This is a genomic window from Bradyrhizobium sp. USDA 4504 (assembly GCF_054063995.1).
This window is the reverse complement of record NZ_JBSSGV010000001.1, coordinates 4,808,735-4,828,013: the sequence shown is the minus strand read 5'-3', so window position 1 is coordinate 4,828,013 and position 19,279 is coordinate 4,808,735. Positions and strand designations below refer to the sequence as shown.

At 63.9% G+C, this 19,279-nt stretch carries 19 protein-coding genes; 13 read left to right on the top strand and 6 right to left on the bottom strand.

Features of this window, described 5'->3' with window-relative positions; translation table 11 throughout:
• Positions 1-64 precede the first annotated feature (64 nt).
• The 6 genes from ACVMB1_RS22765 (at position 65) to ACVMB1_RS22740 (ending at position 7,411) form a co-directional block, all read left to right on the top strand.
• On the top strand, positions 65-1,255 hold the full coding sequence (locus ACVMB1_RS22765; protein WP_076823985.1) for an MFS transporter: 1,191 nt from the start codon (positions 65-67) through the stop codon (positions 1,253-1,255).
• Between the two features lie 199 nt (positions 1,256-1,454).
• Complete coding sequence (locus tag ACVMB1_RS22760) at positions 1,455-2,999, top strand: SUMF1/EgtB/PvdO family nonheme iron enzyme (protein ID WP_076823988.1); 1,545 nt, start codon at positions 1,455-1,457, stop codon at positions 2,997-2,999.
• A 37-nt stretch (positions 3,000-3,036) separates the two neighbouring features.
• Complete coding sequence (locus ACVMB1_RS22755) at positions 3,037-3,462, top strand: DUF4399 domain-containing protein (RefSeq protein ID WP_028342408.1); 426 nt, start codon at positions 3,037-3,039, stop codon at positions 3,460-3,462.
• 157 nt (positions 3,463-3,619) lie between these two features.
• Complete coding sequence (locus ACVMB1_RS22750) at positions 3,620-4,366, top strand: transporter substrate-binding domain-containing protein (protein WP_083714860.1); 747 nt, start codon at positions 3,620-3,622, stop codon at positions 4,364-4,366.
• Between the two features lie 429 nt (positions 4,367-4,795).
• Positions 4,796-5,614 (top strand): formate/nitrite transporter family protein, encoded by an 819-nt coding sequence (locus ACVMB1_RS22745; RefSeq protein WP_057014910.1) that lies wholly within the window; start codon positions 4,796-4,798, stop codon positions 5,612-5,614.
• 60 nt (positions 5,615-5,674) lie between these two features.
• A complete protein-coding gene (locus tag ACVMB1_RS22740; RefSeq protein WP_076823993.1) occupies positions 5,675-7,411 on the top strand; it encodes a bifunctional protein-serine/threonine kinase/phosphatase in 1,737 nt (578 codons plus the stop codon).
• 166 nt (positions 7,412-7,577) lie between these two features.
• On the opposite strand, the gene ACVMB1_RS22735 is transcribed toward ACVMB1_RS22740, so the two are convergent.
• On the bottom strand, positions 7,578-8,372 hold the full coding sequence (locus ACVMB1_RS22735; protein WP_057014912.1) for a substrate-binding domain-containing protein: 795 nt from the start codon (positions 8,370-8,372) through the stop codon (positions 7,578-7,580).
• 295 nt (positions 8,373-8,667) lie between these two features.
• Between ACVMB1_RS22735 and ACVMB1_RS22730 the strand changes: the two genes are divergently transcribed.
• Positions 8,668-9,696 carry an IS110 family RNA-guided transposase gene (locus ACVMB1_RS22730; RefSeq protein WP_057016162.1) on the top strand — a complete coding sequence of 343 codons (1,029 nt, stop codon included), beginning with the start codon at positions 8,668-8,670 and terminating at the stop codon, positions 9,694-9,696.
• A 348-nt stretch (positions 9,697-10,044) separates the two neighbouring features.
• On the opposite strand, the gene ACVMB1_RS22725 is transcribed toward ACVMB1_RS22730, so the two are convergent.
• Entirely contained in the window at positions 10,045-11,268 is a 1,224-nt protein-coding gene (locus tag ACVMB1_RS22725; protein WP_141342657.1) for a polyhydroxyalkanoate depolymerase, read from the bottom strand.
• Positions 11,269-11,441: 173 nt separating this feature from the next.
• Between ACVMB1_RS22725 and ACVMB1_RS22720 the strand changes: the two genes are divergently transcribed.
• The 3 genes from ACVMB1_RS22720 to ACVMB1_RS22710 all read left to right on the top strand — a co-directional run bounded on the left by ACVMB1_RS22720 (position 11,442) and on the right by ACVMB1_RS22710 (position 13,021).
• Positions 11,442-12,098, top strand: a complete 657-nt coding sequence (locus ACVMB1_RS22720; RefSeq protein ID WP_057014913.1) for a glutathione S-transferase — start codon at positions 11,442-11,444, stop codon at positions 12,096-12,098.
• Between the two features lie 319 nt (positions 12,099-12,417).
• Positions 12,418-12,852, top strand: a complete 435-nt coding sequence (locus ACVMB1_RS22715; protein ID WP_057014914.1) for a cupin domain-containing protein — start codon at positions 12,418-12,420, stop codon at positions 12,850-12,852.
• Positions 12,853-12,883: 31 nt separating this feature from the next.
• Complete coding sequence (locus ACVMB1_RS22710) at positions 12,884-13,021, top strand: hypothetical protein (RefSeq protein WP_168857487.1); 138 nt, start codon at positions 12,884-12,886, stop codon at positions 13,019-13,021.
• Between the two features lie 90 nt (positions 13,022-13,111).
• Here the strand turns inward: ACVMB1_RS22710 and ACVMB1_RS22705 are convergent, their stop codons facing one another.
• On the bottom strand, positions 13,112-13,336 hold the full coding sequence (locus ACVMB1_RS22705) for a hypothetical protein (RefSeq protein WP_057014915.1): 225 nt from the start codon (positions 13,334-13,336) through the stop codon (positions 13,112-13,114).
• 194 nt (positions 13,337-13,530) lie between these two features.
• Here ACVMB1_RS22705 and ACVMB1_RS22700 point away from each other — a divergent pair, with 194 nt between their 5' ends.
• Positions 13,531-13,902 carry a hypothetical protein gene (locus ACVMB1_RS22700; RefSeq protein ID WP_057014916.1) on the top strand — a complete coding sequence of 124 codons (372 nt, stop codon included), beginning with the start codon at positions 13,531-13,533 and terminating at the stop codon, positions 13,900-13,902.
• A gap of 177 nt (positions 13,903-14,079) precedes the next feature.
• Here ACVMB1_RS22700 and ACVMB1_RS22695 read toward each other — a convergent pair whose 3' ends face one another.
• A complete protein-coding gene (locus ACVMB1_RS22695; RefSeq protein ID WP_076823995.1) occupies positions 14,080-15,183 on the bottom strand; it encodes a mandelate racemase/muconate lactonizing enzyme family protein in 1,104 nt (367 codons plus the stop codon).
• Positions 15,184-15,406: 223 nt separating this feature from the next.
• Positions 15,407-16,648 carry an ABC transporter substrate-binding protein gene (locus ACVMB1_RS22690; protein WP_076823997.1) on the bottom strand — a complete coding sequence of 414 codons (1,242 nt, stop codon included), beginning with the start codon at positions 16,646-16,648 and terminating at the stop codon, positions 15,407-15,409.
• A gap of 238 nt (positions 16,649-16,886) precedes the next feature.
• On the opposite strand from ACVMB1_RS22690, the gene ACVMB1_RS22685 reads away from it, so the two are divergent.
• On the top strand, positions 16,887-17,726 hold the full coding sequence (locus tag ACVMB1_RS22685; RefSeq protein ID WP_057014919.1) for an AraC family transcriptional regulator: 840 nt from the start codon (positions 16,887-16,889) through the stop codon (positions 17,724-17,726).
• 177 nt (positions 17,727-17,903) lie between these two features.
• On the opposite strand, the gene ACVMB1_RS22680 is transcribed toward ACVMB1_RS22685, so the two are convergent.
• A complete protein-coding gene (locus tag ACVMB1_RS22680; protein ID WP_057015096.1) occupies positions 17,904-18,914 on the bottom strand; it encodes a polyprenyl synthetase family protein in 1,011 nt (336 codons plus the stop codon).
• Between the two features lie 135 nt (positions 18,915-19,049).
• Between ACVMB1_RS22680 and ACVMB1_RS22675 the strand changes: the two genes are divergently transcribed.
• On the top strand, positions 19,050-19,277 hold the full coding sequence (locus ACVMB1_RS22675; protein WP_026193157.1) for a putative signal transducing protein: 228 nt from the start codon (positions 19,050-19,052) through the stop codon (positions 19,275-19,277).
• Positions 19,278-19,279: the final 2 nt, after the last annotated feature.

Sequence of the window (19,279 nt, the reverse complement as noted above, 5' to 3'; positions counted from 1 at the left end):
CCGTCAGGACAAGCACCTATAACCTATTTTCGAGCAATTGAAGAATCGCGTGAGAGACGTGCCGATGAACAGTCCAAGCAACAGTCCCAGCCGGGTGATCACCTTCGTCAACGCCGCCCATTTCATCGATCACTACGCGATGCTGATTTTCGCCGCCGCCGTCATCATCATGGGTCCGGCGCTCGGCATGGCCTATTCGGAACTCCTGCCTTATGCGACCCCGGGCTTCATCGCCTTCGGCGCCGGCTCGCTGGTCACGGGCTGGCTCGGCGACCGCTGGAGCCGCCGCCACATGATGGTGATCTTCTTCGTCGGCATCGGCCTGTCGATGATCTCGGTCGGCTTCGTGCAGACACCGCTGCAGCTCGGCGCCGCACTGCTGGCGATCGGCGTCTTCGCCTCGATCTATCATCCGGTCGGCACCGCGATGATCGTGTCCTATGCCGAGAAGCTCGGCGCCCAGATGGGGATCAACGGCGTCTGGGGCAATCTCGGCGTCGCCTCGTCGGCGCTGGTGACCGGCGTGATCGGCCAGTATCTCGGCTGGCGCTGGGCCTTCATCGTGCCCGGCACGGTCACCGTGCTGATCGGCATCGCCTTTGCGATGACGGTGGTGCATGAGGACCGCAAGGGCTCCAGGCAGGCGGCAGCGCAGGTGCGGGTCGCCAAGGAGGACATGTGGCGGGTGGTGCTGTCGCTGCTGATCGTGGTGATCGCGATCTCCACCACCTTCAACGCGGTGACGGTGGCGCTGCCGAAGCTGTTCGCCGAACGGCTCGCCGACCTGACCAAGAGCCCGGCGCTGCTCGGCGTGATCGCGGCCGGGGTCTATGTGTTCGGCGCGATGACGCAGTACACCATCGGCAAGCTGCTCGACAGATATTCGCTGAAGACGGTGGCGCTGCCGCTGTCGTTCCTGCTGGCGCCGTTCCTTTATCTGGCGGCGAGCCTAAACAACCTGCCGCTGATCGTGGTCTCGATCGGCATCGTGATGGGCGCGTTCGGCCAGGTCACGGTGAACGATGCCATGGTCGGCAAGTACACCACCGAGGAATGGCGCTCGCGCGCCTATGCGGTGCGCTATTTCGTCGGCTTCACCGCGGCCGGCGCGTCCGTCGGCCTGGTGGCATGGTTGTACGACCAGGGCGGCTTCTCGATGATGCTGCGCGCGTTCGCGGCACTCTGCCTGCTGGCGATCGCCGCCGCGATCATCCTGCCGCGTGAGATCCGCACCCCGGCCGCGCAGGCGGGCTGACGCAGGCGTTTTGCCGCCCGTTTAACGTTGCGACGAGGCGTGCCCGACCGGCGGGCCTCGACCGACGGCGGATAACCGTGACATGGTCACGCTTCGCGAACTTTGTTCCGACCCGCAGGTGTGGTAGGTTCAAGCGGGCCTCGGGGACGAAGGCGCCGGTTGCGCCTTGAACACGTCTTTGCGGAGCAGCCGGAGCGCTATGGGAGAAATTCGCGACTTCAAGTCAGGCCGGTCACAGCCCGACAATACACAGCCTCCCGGCGATTCAATGCCGCGGCGCCTCGCCGCGATCGTAGCGGGCGATATCGCCGGCTACAGCCGGTTGATGCAGCTCGATGAAGAAGGCACGCATACGCGCGTCAAGCGGACCCTGCGCGACCTGATCGAGCCCACAATTGCCGAGCACCACGGCAAGCTGGTCAAGACCACCGGCGACGGCTTTATCGCGATGTTCGACAGTCCGGTCGAGGCCGTCCGCTGCAGCATCGTGATCCAGCAGAACATGATCGGCCGCAACGCGGCGATCGCGAGAGATCACTGGATCGAGTACCGGATCGGCGTCAACCTCGGCGACGTCATCATCGAGCCCGACGATATTTATGGCGACGGCGTCAACGTGGCCTCGCGTCTGGAAGGGATCGCGGCGCCGGGTGACGTCTTCATCTCCGGCGGCATCTACGAGCAGATCAAGCACAAGATGGTCTGCGGATACGAATCGCTCGGCGACCGCAAGGTCAAGAACATCACCGATCCGGTCCGGGTTTATCGCGTCCTGCCGGATGCAGCCGCGTACCAACGGACGCGCAGGCGCCGCGAGTCCGTCCTGCTCACGCTGCTCGGACTGGCGGTCGCGATCATCGCCGGCGGCGTGCTGTGGTATCTGCTCGCCCAACCGCGCGGCAAGCCGGCCGATGTGGCGCAGGCGCCTCCGGCACCGACGGCATCGCCTGCCGTTCAGCCGCCGGCACCAAGCCCGGCTCCGACCCAAACCGCAAGTCCGACCCCGGCGGCGCCGACGCAGCAAGCGTCGCCTCAACCCGCGCCCTCCGCGAGCCCCACCCCAGACCTGCCGGAACCCGAACTGGTCTCGCTTCAAGCCGGCAGTTTCTCGATGGGAAGCAATGACGATCCGTCGGAGCGGCCGATCCGCCGGGTGATGGTCAAGCCCTTTGCCATGGGCAAGTATCCGGTCACGGTCCGCGAATGGAACGCCTGCGCGGCGGCCAAGGCCTGTGGCTTCACGGCCAGCGGCAAGGACGACGTTCCGGTCACCAATGTGAGCTGGAGCGATGCGAAGCAATATGTGACGTGGCTCGCCGAGCGCACCAAGAAGGCCTACCGGCTTCCGAGCGAGGCCGAGTGGGAATATGCGGCGCGCGGCGGAACGCAATCGAAGTACTGGTGGGGCGACCAGGTGCAATCGGGCCACGCCGGATGCAAGGATTGCGGCGGCGACAGTTCGGCCGAGCAGCCGGTCAAGGTCGGCAGCTACAAGCCGAATCCGTTCGGCCTCTACGACATGGGCGGCGGGGTCGATCAATGGGTCGAGGATTGCTGGCACAGGAATTACCAGGGCGCGCCGACCGACGGTGCGGTCTGGTCCGGCGGCGACTGCGCCTCCCATGTCATCCGCTCCGGCTCGTGGAAGAATGACGCACGCTATGTGCGTCCGGCCAATCGCGATAATTACGACACCAATGTCCGTTATCCGACCCACGGTTTCCGGGTCGCGCTGTCTCCCTGAGCGATCATCCCTGATCGCCAGGCTTCATGGAGGGGCTATGAAAAGTGCAGGCTTGATCATGCTCGCCGCGGCACTGACGCTGTTCGCGGCTCCGGCCGACGCGCAGAACAAGCCGGCCGGCAAGGACACCAAGCTGTATTTCATCTGGCCGCGCGACGGCGCCAAGCTCAAAAGCCCGTTCTGGTGCCGCTTTGGGCTGCGCAACATGGGTGTCACCCATGCCGGCGACGACTACCCGAACAGCGGCCATCACCATCTTCTGATCGACGTGAATGAGCCGTTGAACCCGAATGAGCCGATCCCGTCGGACAAGTCTCATCTGCATTTCGGTGCCGGCCAGACCGAGACGCAGCTCGACCTGGCGCCCGGCAAGCACACCTTGCAGTTGGTGCTGGGCGACGCCAAGCACTATCCATTCAGCCCGCCGGTCGTCTCCGAAAAAATCACCATCCGGGTCAGATAGGCCGATACGGATAGCTCCCTTGCGGGAACCGGCGCTTGCACAAGGCCGCGCCGTGCGGTTTGTTGCGCGCCTGCCGGATAGCAAGATTCGGCGTGGAGGAAGTCTGATGTCGTCTCGACTGCTGCGTCTGGCCGGCCTCGTTTTGGGAGTGATTGTCATGGCCACATCAGCGGATGCCGACGCCTTGAAGGATCAGATCGCGCCGACCGGAAAGCTCCGGGTCGCGATCGCGATCAGCCCGGCCGGCGGCGCGTTCTGGTCGACCAAAACCGAGAACGGCTATGCGGGCGTTCCCGTCGATCTCGGCCGCGAGATGGCGGCGCAACTCGGCATCCCCGTCGAATATGTCGTGCACCAGAATTCCGGCCAGATCACCGAGGCGGCGGCCAAGAGCACCTGGGACATCACCTTCCTGCCCAGGGATTCCGAGCGCGAGACCAAGATGACGTTCGGGCCGATCTATGAGGTTGCCGACGCTACCTATATCGTCAAGCCCGGCTCGACGATCACGAATTTCGCCACGCTCGACCAGGACGGCGTCAAGGTCGCCGCCGTCAATGCCACCACCACGATGCGCGGCGCGATCGCCCATCTCAAACACGCCACGGTCACGGGCTATCAGACCTATGACGAGATCTTCAATCTGCTGAAGAGTGGCGAGATCGACGCCTTCGCATTGTCGCGCGATCAACTCAATGCGATGGCGAAGAAGATTCCGGGCACGCGCGTGCTGGACGAGACCTTCAAGCAGACCGTCACCGCGGTCGCGGTGCCGCTCAACCATCCGCTCGCCGCGGCCTTCGCCACCAGGTTCATGACGGAGGCGATCGCCAACGGCACGCTGCGCAAGGCCTACGACAACAACGGGCTGAAGGGCGCGCCGGTCCGCACCGAGGCGAAGTGAAGTAGCGCGCGTATCGACTCTTTCCCCGTTACCCCGCGCAAAGGCGAAGCCTTTGCGCGGGGATGACGGTGATGGAGGGGCGCGCATCCTCTGGGCGACATCTGGGCATGCTGCATAATTCCGCGCCATCGCGCCGTGCGGTTCCTGCGCCACCAGCCTAACTCGTTGTATTGACGGGGATTTAATGCCAACCGCCAGCGTCGCCGCTTGGCACATCCATTGCTTTTGATTGCACCAGTCAATGACGACTGCCGTCCTCCGGATTGCCAAGGCCAATGCTGGCCGAGGCGAGGGGATCAAGGTGCCCGGCCCGGGCGTCTCGAGCAATCGTCGCAGCCCCATCTCCCCGGACGGACGAGCATTTCAACCAACCCGCGTCGCTTCCGGCAGGCAACCGGCGCGGCCGAATTGCGCAAGGGGATTTTACGAATGGCCTATCTCGCTCCGTCCGAATTCGTCACCAAGATGGTGGATGCCGGCGAATCCAAGATCTTCATGTCGACCCGCGACACCGTGATCCGCGCCTATATGGCCGGCGCGATCCTCGCGCTGGCAGCCTGGTTCGCCGTGACGATCAACGTCAATACGGGTCAGCCGCTTGTCGGAGCATTGCTGTTTCCGGTCGGCTTCGTCATGCTCTATCTGCTGGGCTTCGATCTGTTGACCGGCGTGTTCGTGCTCTCGCCGCTGGCGCTGCTCGACAAGCGCCCCGGCGTTACGCTCGGCGGCGTGCTGCGCAACTGGGCTCTCGTGTTCATCGGCAATTTCGGAGGCGCGCTCACGGTGGCGTTCATGATGGCGTTCGTGACGACGTTCGGCTTCACGCAGGAGCCGGACAAGGTCGGCATGACCATCGGCAACGTCGGCGAGGCGCGAACGCTGGGCTACGCGGCGCATGGTGCGGCCGGCATGGCCACGCTGTTCATCCGCGGCATGCTCTGCAACTGGATGGTCTCGACCGGCGTCGTCGGGGCGATGATCTCCACCACGGTGCCCGGGAAGGTGATCGCGATGTGGATGCCGATCCTGGTGTTCTTCTACATGGTGTTCGAGCATTCGGTGGTGAACATGTTCCTGTTCCCGTCGGGACTGATGCTGCATGCGAAGTTCTCGATCATGGACTACCTGATCTGGAACGAGATCCCGACCGTGCTCGGCAATCTCGCCGGCGGCCTCGCCTTCACCGGGCTCACGCTCTACACCACGCATGTGAAGACGGCGCCGAAGCGCCAGCGCCTCGCGGCTTGATCCTCGACGACTTATGGGGCTCTCCTGTCGCGGAGGTCCCCATTGGCTTTGGGACGGTCGATGCCGCGCGCGCTGAAAATATCGGTCGGGCAATTCTCTGATCAGGGCCGCAAGGACGCCAATCAGGACTTCCACGGCGCCTTGATCCCCGGCGAGCCGCTGCTCGGCCTGAAGGGCATCACGGTGGTGCTTGCCGACGGCATCTCCTCGAGCAGCGTCGGCCGCATCGCCGCCGAATCCGCGGTCAAGAGCTTCCTGACCGACTACTACTGCACCTCGGAATCCTGGTCGGTGAAGAGCTCGGCGCAGCGCGTGCTGGAGGCGACCAATTCCTGGTTGCACGCGCAGACAAGGCGCAGCCAGAATCCCTACGACAAGGACAAGGGTTACGTCTGCACGCTGAGCGCCCTGGTCATCCGGTCGACCACGGCGCACCTGTTCCACGTCGGCGACTCCAGGATCTACCGCGTCGCCGGCAACAGCCTCGAGCAACTGACCAACGACCACCGCGTCGTGATCTCCTCGCAGCAGAGCTATCTTGGCCGCGCGCTCGGCGTGAACCCGCAGCTCGAGATCGACTACCAGGCGCTCCCGCTGGAGCGCGGCGACATCTTCCTGCTGGTGACCGACGGGATCTACGAGCATGTCCCGGCGCGGCAGCTGGCGAAGACGATCAAGGACGGTGCCGCGTCTCTCGATGCTGCGGCGAAATCGATCGTCGAGCAGGCCTATGAGAACGGCAGCCCGGACAATCTCACCGTGCAGATCGTCCGGATCGACGAATTGCCCGACGGCGATGCCGGCGAGGTGTTCGGCCAGCCGACCGAACTGCCGCTGCCGCCGCTGCTCGACGCACGGATGCTGTTCGACGGCTATCGCATCGTGCGCGAGCTCCACGCATCGCACCGCAGCCACATCTATCTCGCGGTCGACGAGGACAGCGCCACCACGGTCACGATCAAGATCCCCTCGATCGACCTGCGCGACGATCCGGCCTATCTGAAGCGTTTCATGATGGAAGAATGGGTCGCCCGGCGGATCGACAGCCCGCATGTGCTGAAGCCGTTTTTGCCGCAGCGCAAGCGCAATTTCCTTTACGTCACGATGGAATATATCGACGGTCAGACCCTGACGCAGTGGATCACGGACAATCCAGCGCCGTCGCTGGAGACGGTACGCGGCATCACCGAGCAAATTGCAAAAGGGCTGCGCGCCTTCCACCGCAAGGAGATGCTGCACCAGGACGTCAGGCCCGACAACATCATGATCGACAGGACTGGCACGGTGAAGATAATCGATTTCGGCTCGACGCGGATCGCGGGCGTCGGCGAGGCGGCGCCGGCGGGCGTCGAGGACATCCTGGGCACCCAGCAATACACCGCGCCGGAATATTTCCTCGGTGAGGGCGGCACCGCGCGCTCCGACCTGTTCTCGCTCGGCGTCGTCACTTACCAGATGCTGACGGGACGCTTGCCCTATGGCGCGCAGATCGCGCGGGCCCGGACACGATCCGACTTCAACCGGCTGGTCTACCGTCCGGCCGCGCATCGCGGGCGCGAGATACCGGGCTGGGTCGACGGCGCGCTGGAGCGCGCCGTGCATGCCAACCCGCTCAAGCGCTATGAGAGCTTTTCGGAGTTCCTGTTCGACCTGCGCAATCCCAACGCAAAATATCTGACGACGTCATCGACCCCGCTGATCGAGCGCAACCCGGTGCTGTTCTGGAAGTCGACCACGCTGTTGCTGGCGCTGGTCGTGGTGCTGCTGCTCGCCTACGGCGCGCATCATTGGCGGTAGTGTATCTACTCGCCATCTAGTCCCGTCACCCTGAGGAGCGCGCACTTGCGCGCGTCTCGAAGGGTCGACGGCCACCAGCCGGGCCGTGCATCCTTCGAGACGCCCGCAAGTGCGGGCTCCTCAGAATGACGGGGAGGGAGTAGAACGGGGAGAGAGTCGGACGCCGCTAATGCGTCCCACCCGCCGTAATCGGATCGAGGCCGCTCTTCACCAGCGCGTCGCGCGCGTCCGGCGAGGCGAGGAAGCTGATCAGCGCCTTGCCGGCCTCACGCTCCTTTGCAGCCGTCGCGATCCCGGCGGAAAATACCGTGATCTTCTGCAACGGCTCCGGCAATGGGCCGACGATGTCGATGCCGGCGACCGGCTTCAGCTCGGAGATCTGCTGCAGGCCGATCTCGGCCTCGCCTTTGGCCACGATCTCGCCGACCGGCGTCGCCGGGATCATCCGCGCCTTGTCCTTCATCTGATCGGCGATGCCGAGCTTTGCGAACATCTCGGTCGAGACATAGACGCCGCTGGCGCTGTCGGAATAGGCGACAGACTTCGCCGCCAGCAGCGCCTGCTTGACGGTGTCGGCCGAGCCGATGTCCGGTTTTGGTGCGCCGGCCTTCACCGCGATGCCGATCGGCGACTTCACGAGGTCGACGCGGCTGTCGGCCAGCACTTTGCCCTGCTTGATGAGATCGCCGAGCGCATAGCCGACCATGATCAGCACGTCGGCCGGCTCGCCGCGCTCCAGCCGCACCGGAATGGCGTTCGTCGTGGTACCCATCGACGGCCCGAAGGCGGTCACCACCTTGTGCCCGGTCTTGCGTTCGAACTCCGGCACCAGCGCCTTGTAGGCCGCCGTCAGTCCGCCCGAGATCATGACATGGACTTCGGCGGCGGATACGGCTGAGGTGAAGGCGAGGGCGCCGATCAGGGCGAGCGTGAGGGCACGGAAGGCAGTGGGCGCGCGCATGGAGTTTCTCCCTGGACGATTCTTCGGAAGCGGGTCGTCGTGGCGGGGGAGACTACTGCCTGATGGGATGCATGGCTAGCCGCAGCGTCTTTGCGAAGCGCGCAACGATGCAGATGGAGCATTGTCAGGAGGCGAGATTTCGTAGATGGGGTAACGGGCCGGCCGCCCGCTCGCTACGGCGCAATTTGGAAGCGCGCTCGCGAGCGGCCTGTTGGTTGGAAGGCGGTCGTCCCTCAAACTGATGGTGTTCAACGGAGTCGGGCAAGCCCGCTCCAAGCATCATTAAGGGACGACCATGTACCACTATGCAGGAATTGACGTGTCTTTGGAATGCTCGAGCGTTTGCCTTGTCGATGGGACAGGCAAGATTTTGCGCGAGACGAAGGTTGCGAGCGAGCCGGCGGCGCTGATCGCCTGGTTCCGGTCGCTGGGTCTGGTACTGGAACGGATCGGGCTGGAGGCAGGCCCCTTGTCGCAATGGCTGTATGCGGGTCTGCGAGACGCAGGGCTTGCGGTCGAGCTGCTGGAAACGCGGCACGTTCGCGAAGCCTTCAAGTCGATGCCGGTGAAGACGGACCGCAACGATGCCCGCCGGATCGCGCAGTTGATGCGGCTCGGCTGGTTCCGGCCGGTGCACTGCAAGTCGGTCGCGGCGCAGGAGACCCGCGCCATCCTGACGGCGCGCAAGCTGCTGCAATCCAAGCTTCGCGATGTCGAGAACAGCCTGCGCGGCATACTTCGCGGTTTTGGCCTGAAGGTCGGTGCGACCACCGAGCGCACGTTCGCCGGACGCATCCGCGAGCTCGTGACCGGCCATCCCGGACTGGAGTTGGTCGCGGCGGCGCTGCTCCAAGCCCATGCGGTGCTGCTGCGGGAGTTCAAGAGCCTGGACAAGCACACCCAGAAGCTCGCCAGGACGCATCCATCCGCCAAGCTCCTGATGACAACGCCGTCCGTTGGTCCGATCGTGGCGCTCACCTATGCCGCGGCGATCGACGACCCGAAGCGCTTCCGCTCCTCGAAGGCCACGGGAGCCCACTTTGGGCTCACCCCGAAGAAGTACCAGTCCGGTGAGACCGACTACACCGGCCGCATCAGCAAGATCGGGGATGCCTCCGTGCGCGAGGCACTCTACCAGGCAGCTCACGTCATGCTGACCAAGCCGGTCAAGAATTGCTCGGCATTGAAGAGCTGGGCGATGCGGATCGCCCGGCGCGCAGGCATGCGCAAGGCCAAGGTAGCGCTGGCTCGCAAGCTCGCCGTGATCCTGCATCGCATGCTCGCCGACACCAAACCGTTCAACCCGATGACCAAGGCCATCTAGCCAGGAGCAGCAATCGGTTCCGGGCGGGCCACGACACCAGGCTCTCCCCGAGCGAAGTCCCTCCGCTGGGACGATGGATCCGGTCAGGCCGCCATCCGGGAAGTGGCTCACGACCACGCAATCCGTAGATTGGCCGGCCGGCTCCTCAATGCACCCCATCAGGCGACGGCCTTCGCGCCGATCCCGTACAGAAGCAAGTGCCCGGCGAGTGGATGACGCGAAAAGGGATTGACTAACCAAGGCCCGTTACAGAAGCCCGGATGAAGCGGAGCGAAATCCAAGGCCGGCATTTCCGCGGAAGCACTTTCCCGGATTGCGCTTCGCTTCATCCGGGCTACGGGGAATCTGTCACGAATTCACATGCACGAAATCGCGCAGCAAGGGATAGATCTCGTTGTTCCAGCGCTTGCCGGAAAACACGCCGTAATGGCCGACGCCGGCCTGCATGTGATGCACCTTGCGATAGGTGCGGACTCCGGTGCAGAGGTCTTGCGCGGCGAGCGTCTGGCCGATCGAGCAGATGTCGTCCTTCTCGCCTTCCACCGTCATCAACCCCATGCGCCGGATCGCCGCCGGATTCACCGGGCGGCCGCGATGCATCAGCATGCCCTGCGGCAACAGATGCTCCTGAAACACATCGCGCACCGTCTCGATGTAAAACTCCGCCGGCAGGTCCATGACCGCGAAATATTCGTCGTAGAAGGTCTTGATCACCGCGGCCTTGGCGGTCTCGCCCTTGGCGAGATGATCGGCCAGATCGATGTGCTGCTTGATGTGACGCTCCAGATTCATCGACACGAACGCCGTGAGCTGCACGAAGCCGGGATAGACCTGGCGCAACGCGCCCTTGCACTGCATGGGCACGTAGTTGATCAGATTATCCTCGAACCATTTGATCGGCTTGCTCTTGGCGAATTCGTTCACCTTGGTCGGCTGGATCCGCGTGTCGATCGGCCCGGCCATCAGGGTGAGCGAGGCCGGCCGCGCCGGATGATTGTCCTCCGACATGATCGCGGCGGCGGCGAGCGCCGACACCGAGGGCTGGCAGATCGCCACCATATGCGCGCGCGGGCCGAGCCGGCCGAGGAAGTCGATCAAATGGTCGGTGTAGTCCTCGAGCCCGAAGCGGCCCTTGCTGCGCGGGATGTCGCGCGGATTGTGCCAGTCGGTGATGTAGACGTCATGGTCCTGCAGCAGCGTTTTTACGGTGCCTCGCAGCAGCGTGGCAAAATGCCCGGACATCGGCGCCACCAAGAGCAGCCGCGGCTGCTCCGGGCCGTCCACCTTCCTGAAATGCAGCAGCGAGCCGAACGGCGTCGCATAGGCAACCTCCTCGGTCACCTGCAATTCCCTGTTGCCGACGGTCACGCTGCCGATGCCATAAGGGGGCCGCGCGTAGGTCAGGCTGGAGCGCGAGATCAGCTCGAGCGCGGCCGCGAGCCGGCCATACATCCGGTCAGCGGCGCCCTGCGGCACCAGATTGAGGTATTTCAGCGCCGCTGCAGCCCCGGTCCGCCATGGCGCCGTGAGGTCCATGTGGTTCTGATAGGCTTGGTACATCATTGACATCATACGCATCCACCCGTGGCCTGGCTTGCCATGCAATATCGACGCCAGAGGCGGGCCGGTCGCCCAGCAAATTGGCACGTGGCTTGCTGCAAAAGCTGATGGCTCCGGATGCGCGGCGGCTGAACCGGCGCGCGATATCGGGGAGCTGAGGACGCGTTCAGGCGTGAGGGACCGATATGGCGAAAGCGACACTGACCATCAGCAGCAAGAATTACTCCTCCTGGTCGTTGCGCGGCTGGCTGCTGACGACATTCGCCGGGCTGGAGTTCGAGGAGGTGGTCACCGCGCCCGACGACCCGTCGGCCCGCGCCGAGCTGCTGCTGCTGTCGTCCTCGATCCTGGTGCCCTGCCTGCGCCACGACGGTGCGACGGTCTGGGATACGCTCGCGATCGGCGAGTATCTCAACGAGATCATGCCGCATGCCGGGCTGTTGCCGGAAGACCGGATTCAGCGCGCGCATTGCCGCTCGATCTCGGGCGAAATCCATTCCGGCTTCACCACGCTGCGCTCGTCGCTGCCGGTCAATCTCAAGGGCCATTTCCCCGGCTTCAAGATCTGGTCGCGGGCGCAGGCCGACATCGATCGCGTCTGCACCATCTGGCGCGACTGCCTCGGCGCATCGGGCGGGCCGTTCCTGTTCGGCGAACGCCGCACCATGGCGGACGCGATGTATGCGCCGGTCGTGACCCGCTTCATGACCTATGACGTCAAGCTCGAGCCTGCGCTTGCGGTGTATGCCAGCACCATCATGACGATGCCCGAGATGCAGGAATGGATCGAGGCCGCGAAGGCGGAGCCGGCCGACGTCGAGGAGCTCGAGGTCGAATATTAGGCAGCGCCCGGCCCGGCCTGCCTGCATCGGCGGCTCAAGCACGAGGCAAGCCTTGCTCAATAGACGTGCCGCCGGCGTCGGGCACCGGCATGCGCGCCGGACCCGCGCGACAGCCACTGAGGCGCAAATTCGTGCCTCGCTCCAAATGCTTCTGCGGCGATATCAGCGCATGGCGAGACGGTTCGCCGCAGCCTAACCCGGCTGGCAAGGATTTCGCATGGCATGACCGAGCTGTGACCGCGACGATGCGACGCTGCCGAAAATTTGGACGCTGAGCCGCGCCGCGATCTCGCGAACACGAGAACCGTGGAGGCTTGAAATGAACCAGCACGCCGTCGTCAGCAAATTCTCCCACGTCAAACCCGGTGACACCGAGTTCAAGGGCGGAGGTCTGCGCGACTTCTTCCTGTATCGCGATCTCGGCATCGCCGATGCCACCAGCGGGCAGGTGATCTGCCACCTGGTCAAGGCCAATCCCGATATGCCGCCGGAGCAGGGCACCGGCTGGCACAAGCATCTGTGCGATTTTCAGATCGTCATCATGACCAAGGGCTGGGCGCGCTTCATGTACGAGGACAAGGAGACGCTGGTCGAGGCCGGCGACGTCATCCATCAGCGTCCCGGCATCACCCACTATTTGTTCGATTACTCGAAGGACATGGAATACCTCGAGATCGTCAGCCCAGCCGATTTCAAGACTGTGGATGTGCCGCCGGCGACCGAAGCGGTGCCGCCGATCACGCCGTGGAAATGATCGCCCGGGCGGACAGAGAGGAGGGATCGCGATGTCGTCTGCGGAAGAGTTAACCTTTGTTATCGGCCGCTGGCTGCGGCCGATCGTCATGCTTCTGTATGTGGTGCGCAGCCTCGGGCTGATGGCCACATCTAGCCGTGAACAACGCAGTACGTTGCTCGATCAGTGATTCGGACGCGGTTCGTTCCACCCGCGTTCCAAATCTTAAGACACGGTGCGCGCGCGTCGCGTTTTGAAACAGCGCGCACCGATGCCGGCCTCAGGCCACGCCTGCCTGCTTCTCGCGCGGCATCCGCCATGCGATGACGTTGGCTTCCAGCGCGCCGCCGGTGTTGTCATTGCGCCACTGGCCGTTGACGAAGCGGCAGGCGAACGGCAGCTGATACGTTCCGCTATGATCCTCACAAAGTACTTCCACGCGCTGTTCCGGCGCCGGTTCGCCATTGCCATCGAATTGCGCCATCCGTTTTTCGCGCGTTGCCATGCGATCTGTCTCCACTGCCCAAGGTCGAGCCAAAAGGGATCGAACCAAACAAGTTCCGAAGGCCCCCGTCCCCACGAGTAGTCCCGTAATGGGTGAAGCACACCGCCTGAATGCGGTTTCAGTGTGGTATGTCTGCCTCGCTTTCAGCGTCGCGAGCACAAAACTGTGAATGACGCATTTGCCTGGAGACGCCGATGACCGCTCGTTTTGTTCTCGCCTTGCTGGCACCGCTCGCACTCGGCGTCGCCGGAACCGCGCATGCGCAGGACGTTCCCGGCATCGAGATCTGCACCGTCGAGAAAACCATGGAGCGGCGCACGAGCTGTTTGCAGAGCAATGTCGATTTCCTGCAGAAGACGATCAACAAGCTCACATCGGATCATCAACAGAAGCTCGATGCCGCCAACCGGCAGATCGTGAGCTTGCAGAGTTCGGTCGCGAACTTGCAGAAGCTCGTCACCGATCTGCAAACAGCGCAGGTCAAGCTGACCGAGGACCTGAAGAAGAAGGCCGACGCGCCGCCGGCGAAGGACGCCGCGCCCGCCGCGAAGGACGGGACGAAGTAGGAAATCGTCATTGCGCGCCACCCGGTCGGCGCGAAGCGCCGCCGGATGACAGGCTCCGCGAAGCAATCCATCCCACCGCGCGTGCGGAACGATGGATTGATTCGTCGCTTCAGCGCAAAATTGCTTTGCAATTTTGTCGCGAGCTCCTCGCAATGACGATGGAACGAGCCGGGCTCCTCACGCCACCCGATGCTGCTCCATCACGTCGCGATCCGGCTCGTAGCCGAGGCCGGGGCCCTGCGGCACGGCGACATGGCCGTTGGCGTCGACGTCGATGCGATCGCCCCACAGGCAGGCCGGACGCTTCATGAAGAACACCTCGATCAGCCCCGCGTCGCGGATCGCCATCAGATGCAGCGTGGCGAGGAAGCCCGGCCCGAAATAGGGCGAGTGCGGAATCACCTGGACGCCGAACTCGTCGGCGAGGACGGCCACCCTCAGGAATTCGGTGATGCCGCCGACCTTGATCACGGAGGGCTGCGCGTGACTGACCGCGCCCGCGGTCATCATCTGGCGGAATTGATGCACGGTGCAGGCGTTCTCGCCGGCCGCGATATCGAGCCGGCCTTCTCTGCGCACCTCGGCGAGCGTCGCAAAATCCTCCGGCGGCCAGACCGGCTCCTCCAGGAACAGCGGCGCGGCCTGCTTGCAGTCGCGCGCGAACTGGATCGCCGCGGGTCCGTCCAGCGGGCAGTTCATGTCGACCATCAGCGGCACGTCAGGGCCGATCGCCTCGCGCGCGGCGGCGACCGCGGGCACGGTGGTCTCGTGCAGCTTGATCGCGGAATAGCCCAGCTTGATCGCCTTCTTGCATTCGGCGGCGATGTGCGCCGGATTGCCGATTCGCATCAGGCTCGCATAGGCCGGGATCGTGCTCCGCTTCGCGCCGCCGATCAGTTGATGCAGCGGCACGCCCTTCACCTTGCCGGCGAGATCCCACAGCGCGATGTCGAGCGCCGAGATCGCAAACATCGTGATGCCGTAGCGGCCGAACAGATGGAGGTTGCGCTGGATCTGCTCCATCGCGGCGGGGATACTGGCGGCGTCGGGCACCTCGAGGCCGCGGGCCTGCGGCGCGATCATCTCGGCCACCGCCGTGCAGCTCGTCTTCGGGCAGACATAGGCGAAGGCATCGCCCCAGCCGGTGAGGCCGGCATCGGTCGAAACCTCGACCAGCACCATGTCGAGCGCCGAGATCGCGGAAGCTCCCTGGCGGAAGCTCGCGGGCCCGGCGTCGTAGGGAATGCGGATATGGTGGGCGCGGACGTCGGTGATTTTCATTGTTGTTGTCCTTCCGATCGCAGGATGTGCCTGGAATTCGTGGTGGCCGGACACTTGAGCCTGAAGAACGGCGTCGCTTCGGCTGGTCTGGGTTCCGGCCATCGCAAATCTTGCTCGTAACGAGTCTTGCTTGCGACAAGTCTTGCTCGTGAATCATGTCGAAGACGTGGATGCCCGGCGCACGGCCGGGCATCACGAACCGCAAAGTTGTGGAGGAAAGCCCTCAACTGCTCTTCTCGCCGCTCATGATGGGGCCGAACCGCTCCCAGCTCTCGCCCTTGAAGCGCATCATCTGCAGCTGCTCGATCGGCGCATAGTCGTCCGGCCCGGTCTTGATCTTGGTGCCGGGCAGATAGATGCCGATCTCGAAGTTGAGGCTGGCCGCCTGCTTCATCAGGTTCTCGCGGGTGAGATTGTCGCCGCATTGCCGCAGCACCTGCTCGAGCCCCTTGGCGACACCATAGCCGAATACGGTGGCGGCGTCGTCGAGGTCGCCTTCGGGATACCACTTGGTCATGAAGGCGCGCCACTCGGTCATCGCCGGATCGTTCTTCCACTCGGTATCCTTGGGGTCCTTGAGATACGCCGTGGACAGCACGCCCTGGCTCGCTTCATAGCCGGCCGGCTTCATCACGCCGCCGATCGAGCCGGAGACGTTGGTCAGGAACTGCACCGGATGCCAGTCGAGCTCGGCGGCTTTCTTGATCGCCTGCGCCGCGAATTTCGGCGTTGCAATGTTGACGAAGATGTCAGGGTTGGCGCCCTTGATCTGCACGATCTGCGAATCCACCGTCGGTGACGAAGTCTCGTAGGAGGATTCGACGACGATCAGCTTCTTGGCCTGGTCGCCGAGCCCGTCGTGCAGGCCGATCAGATAGTCCTTGCCGAAATCGTCGTTCTGATAGAGCACGCCGATGGTCTTGCCCGGATAGTTCTGCAGAATGTACTTGGCATAGATGCGCGCTTCGACCTGGTAGCTCGGCTGCCAGCCCATGGTCCACGGGAAGTTCTTCGGATCATTCCACTTGGCCGCGCCGGTGGACACGAACAACTGCGGCACCTTCTTGGCGTTCATGTATTTCTGGATCGCGGTATTGCCCGGCGTGCCCAGCGGATTGAAGATCAGGAGCACCTCGTCGCTCTCGACCAGCTTGCGGGCCTGCTCGACCATCTTCGGCGGCGAGTAGGCGTCATCGTAGGAGATGAAGTTGACCTTGCGGCCGTTGATGCCGCCTTCGCTGTTGAGCTTGCTGAAATAGGCGGCTTCGGTCTTGCCGATCGTGGCGTAGGCCGACGCCGGACCGGAATAGGGCATGATGTTGCCGACCTTGATCTCGGTGTCGGTTGCGCCCGGATCGTATTTCTTCTGCGCGTTGGCGGCGCTGGCGACGGCGATCGTCAAAAGCCCCGCAAGCGCCGCTGATTTGACGCAGTTGGCATAGCTCAAGCGTTGGTGGTGCATCATTGTCCTCCCTGACATGCTGGCCGCGGCTCTTGCAGTCTTGATTATCGGGCAGCTTGATGAGCCGTCGGATCGATGCGTTGGCGAGTATGCACGATTGCAACATTGTTGCCAGCGACGGCTTTGCGGGTAAATTTCCGTGGAGCGGAACCGCGGTTTCGCCGTCGGGCAGCAAGGACTGTCAAATGCCGCGCGCGGCCGCCGTGCATGATGCCCGAGCTTTGCAGGAAAGCCGTCATCCATGAATCCAGCCCAGAAGGCGCTCTGGTATATCGAAAGCCATCTCGGCGCGCCGCTGACGCTCGACGAGATTGCCGCCGTAGCCGGCGTCTCGCGCTTCCATCTGGTACGGGCGTTCGCGGAGGCGACCGGGTTCTCGGTGATGCGTTATGTGCGGGCCCGGCGGCTCAGCGAAGCCGCGCGCCAACTTGCGGCCGGTGCGCCCGATATTCTCAGCCTCGCGCTGGATGCGGATTACGGCTCCCACGAAGCATTCACCCGCGCGTTTCGCGACCATTTCGGCGTCACGCCCGAGACGGTGCGCGCGACAACGTGTCTGACGACACTCAATCTCCAGGAGCCGATCACCATGATCTCGACAGCTCTCGACCACATCGATCCGCCGCGCATCGCCACCGGGAAGGCGTTCCTCGTCGCCGGCATCGGCGAGCGTTACAACCACGGCAATGGCAGCGATGCCGGCATTCCGAACCAGTGGCAGGGCTTCCACCAGCAATGCGCGCATATCCCCCGCCAAGTCGGCAACGTCGCCTATGGCGTCTGCTGCAACGGCGACGATGCCGGCAATTTCGATTACATCGCCGGCGTCGAGGTCGCCGATTTCTCCGACCTGCCGCGCGAGTTCGCGCGCGTCCGCATTCCCGAGCAGAAATACGTCGTGTTCACCCACGCCGACCACATCTCGACCATCCGCCGCACCGTCAACACGATCTGGAATCGCTGGCTGCCGCAATCCGGCATGAAGGTCGCGGACGCGCCGAACTTCGAGCGCTACGACGAGAAGTTCGATGCGAGTACCGGCAATGGCGGGCTGGAGATCTGGGTGCCGGTGAAGGAGTAGCGGGCGCCGGTGCAGCAAACCCTGGTGTCGCCCCCGCGAAAGCTGGGACCCATGACCACCGATGCTTGTTATTTGCGTGACGCTGGAATGACGAGACCCGCCTACAACTCTCGCCGCGGAGTATGGGTCCCTGCTTTCGCAGGGATGACACCGTCTTGTTGTTCGCGAGCGCCTAGATCAATGAGAGCGCGCCAGGCAGAACGCGACGACCTCTTCCAGCGCGGTCTTCATCGGCGAGGGCGGGAACAGCGCCAGCGCGTCGACCGCCATCGCGCCGTAGTGCTGGGCGCGGCTGATGGTGTCTTCGAGGGCGCGGTGCTTGGTCATCAGTCCGATCGCGTGGTCGAGGTCGGCCGATCCGATCTCGCCGCGCTCCAGCGCGCGGATCCAGAACTTGCGTTCGGTATCATTGCCGCGGCGGAAGGCGAGCACCACCGGGAGCGTGATCTTGCCCTCGCGGAAATCGTCGCCGACATTCTTGCCGAGTTTTGCGGATTTGCCGCCATAGTCGAGCACGTCGTCGACGAGCTGGAAGGCGATGCCGAGATTCATGCCGACCGAACGGCAGGCGGTCTGCTCGGCCTTCGGACGGTTGGCGATCACGGGGCCGACCTCGCAGGCGGCGGCGAACAGCTCCGCGGTCTTGCCGCGGATCACGGCGAGATATTCGTCCTCGGTGGTCGCGGTGTTCTTGGCGGCGGCAAGCTGCATCACCTCGCCCTCGGCGATGGTGGCGGCGGCGGCGGAGAGGATGTCGAGTGCGCGGAGCGAGCCGACCTCGACCATCATCCGGAACGCCTGGCCGAGCAGGAAGTCGCCGACCAGCACGCTGGCCTCGTTGCCCCACAGCATCCGCGCGGACAATTTGCCGCGGCGCAGCTCGCTCTCGTCGACCACGTCGTCATGCAGCAGGGTCGCGGTGTGCATGAACTCGACCGCGGCGGCGAGCTTGATATGGCCGTCGCCGGAATAGTCCGCGAGCTGGGCCATTGCCAGCGTCAGCATCGGGCGCAACCGCTTGCCCCCGGAGGAGATCAGGTGATTGGCGACCTCGGGGATCATGGTGACCTCGGAGCCGGTCCGCGAAAGGATCGTCGCGTTGACGCGCTCCATGTCGGCGGCGAGAAGTCCCACCAGCCCGTCGATCGAAGCATTGGACGGGCTTTCGAAGGGTACAATAACCGCCACGCTGGTCTCCAATTTTGCCGAATACGCACTATGCTCAGCTATAACAATAGAAACTGAGCGGTGCAGCGGCAAGGCCATCAAGTTATTGACATGTGGCGCAAGTGCCGCACTGCCGGGGCGACAGGAGAGCGTATTTTGCGGGAATTGGTACGGACCAATGACATGGTGCTGGTCTCCGCCATCGGCGCGCTGCTCGACAGCGCTAACATCCATCATCTGGTGCTGGACCAGAACATGAGCATCATCGAGGGCTCGCTCGGCGTCTTGCCACGCCGGATCCTGGTGCATGAGGACGACAACCACGAGGCCCGCCAGCTCCTGACCGATGCCGGCCTCGGCCACGAATTGCGGGCCGATGACTAGAG

Coding starts and splice junctions, on each gene's coding strand:
- ACVMB1_RS22745 (WP_057014910.1), top strand. CDS start 4,796: ATGGCCTATCTCGCTCCGTCCGAATTCGTCACCAAGATGGTGGATGCC.
- ACVMB1_RS22705 (WP_057014915.1), bottom strand. CDS start 13,336: ATGGCAACGCGCGAAAAACGGATGGCGCAATTCGATGGCAATGGCGAA.
- ACVMB1_RS22700 (WP_057014916.1), top strand. CDS start 13,531: ATGACCGCTCGTTTTGTTCTCGCCTTGCTGGCACCGCTCGCACTCGGC.
- ACVMB1_RS22755 (WP_028342408.1), top strand. CDS start 3,037: ATGAAAAGTGCAGGCTTGATCATGCTCGCCGCGGCACTGACGCTGTTC.
- ACVMB1_RS22740 (WP_076823993.1), top strand. CDS start 5,675: ATGCCGCGCGCGCTGAAAATATCGGTCGGGCAATTCTCTGATCAGGGC.
- ACVMB1_RS22735 (WP_057014912.1), bottom strand. CDS start 8,372: ATGCGCGCGCCCACTGCCTTCCGTGCCCTCACGCTCGCCCTGATCGGC.
- ACVMB1_RS22690 (WP_076823997.1), bottom strand. CDS start 16,648: ATGATGCACCACCAACGCTTGAGCTATGCCAACTGCGTCAAATCAGCG.
- ACVMB1_RS22760 (WP_076823988.1), top strand. CDS start 1,455: ATGGGAGAAATTCGCGACTTCAAGTCAGGCCGGTCACAGCCCGACAAT.
- ACVMB1_RS22750 (WP_083714860.1), top strand. CDS start 3,620: ATGGCCACATCAGCGGATGCCGACGCCTTGAAGGATCAGATCGCGCCG.
- ACVMB1_RS22765 (WP_076823985.1), top strand. CDS start 65: ATGAACAGTCCAAGCAACAGTCCCAGCCGGGTGATCACCTTCGTCAAC.
- ACVMB1_RS22725 (WP_141342657.1), bottom strand. CDS start 11,268: ATGATGTCAATGATGTACCAAGCCTATCAGAACCACATGGACCTCACG.
- ACVMB1_RS22710 (WP_168857487.1), top strand. CDS start 12,884: ATGTCGTCTGCGGAAGAGTTAACCTTTGTTATCGGCCGCTGGCTGCGG.
- ACVMB1_RS22685 (WP_057014919.1), top strand. CDS start 16,887: ATGAATCCAGCCCAGAAGGCGCTCTGGTATATCGAAAGCCATCTCGGC.
- ACVMB1_RS22695 (WP_076823995.1), bottom strand. CDS start 15,183: ATGAAAATCACCGACGTCCGCGCCCACCATATCCGCATTCCCTACGAC.
- ACVMB1_RS22720 (WP_057014913.1), top strand. CDS start 11,442: ATGGCGAAAGCGACACTGACCATCAGCAGCAAGAATTACTCCTCCTGG.
- ACVMB1_RS22715 (WP_057014914.1), top strand. CDS start 12,418: ATGAACCAGCACGCCGTCGTCAGCAAATTCTCCCACGTCAAACCCGGT.
- ACVMB1_RS22730 (WP_057016162.1), top strand. CDS start 8,668: ATGTACCACTATGCAGGAATTGACGTGTCTTTGGAATGCTCGAGCGTT.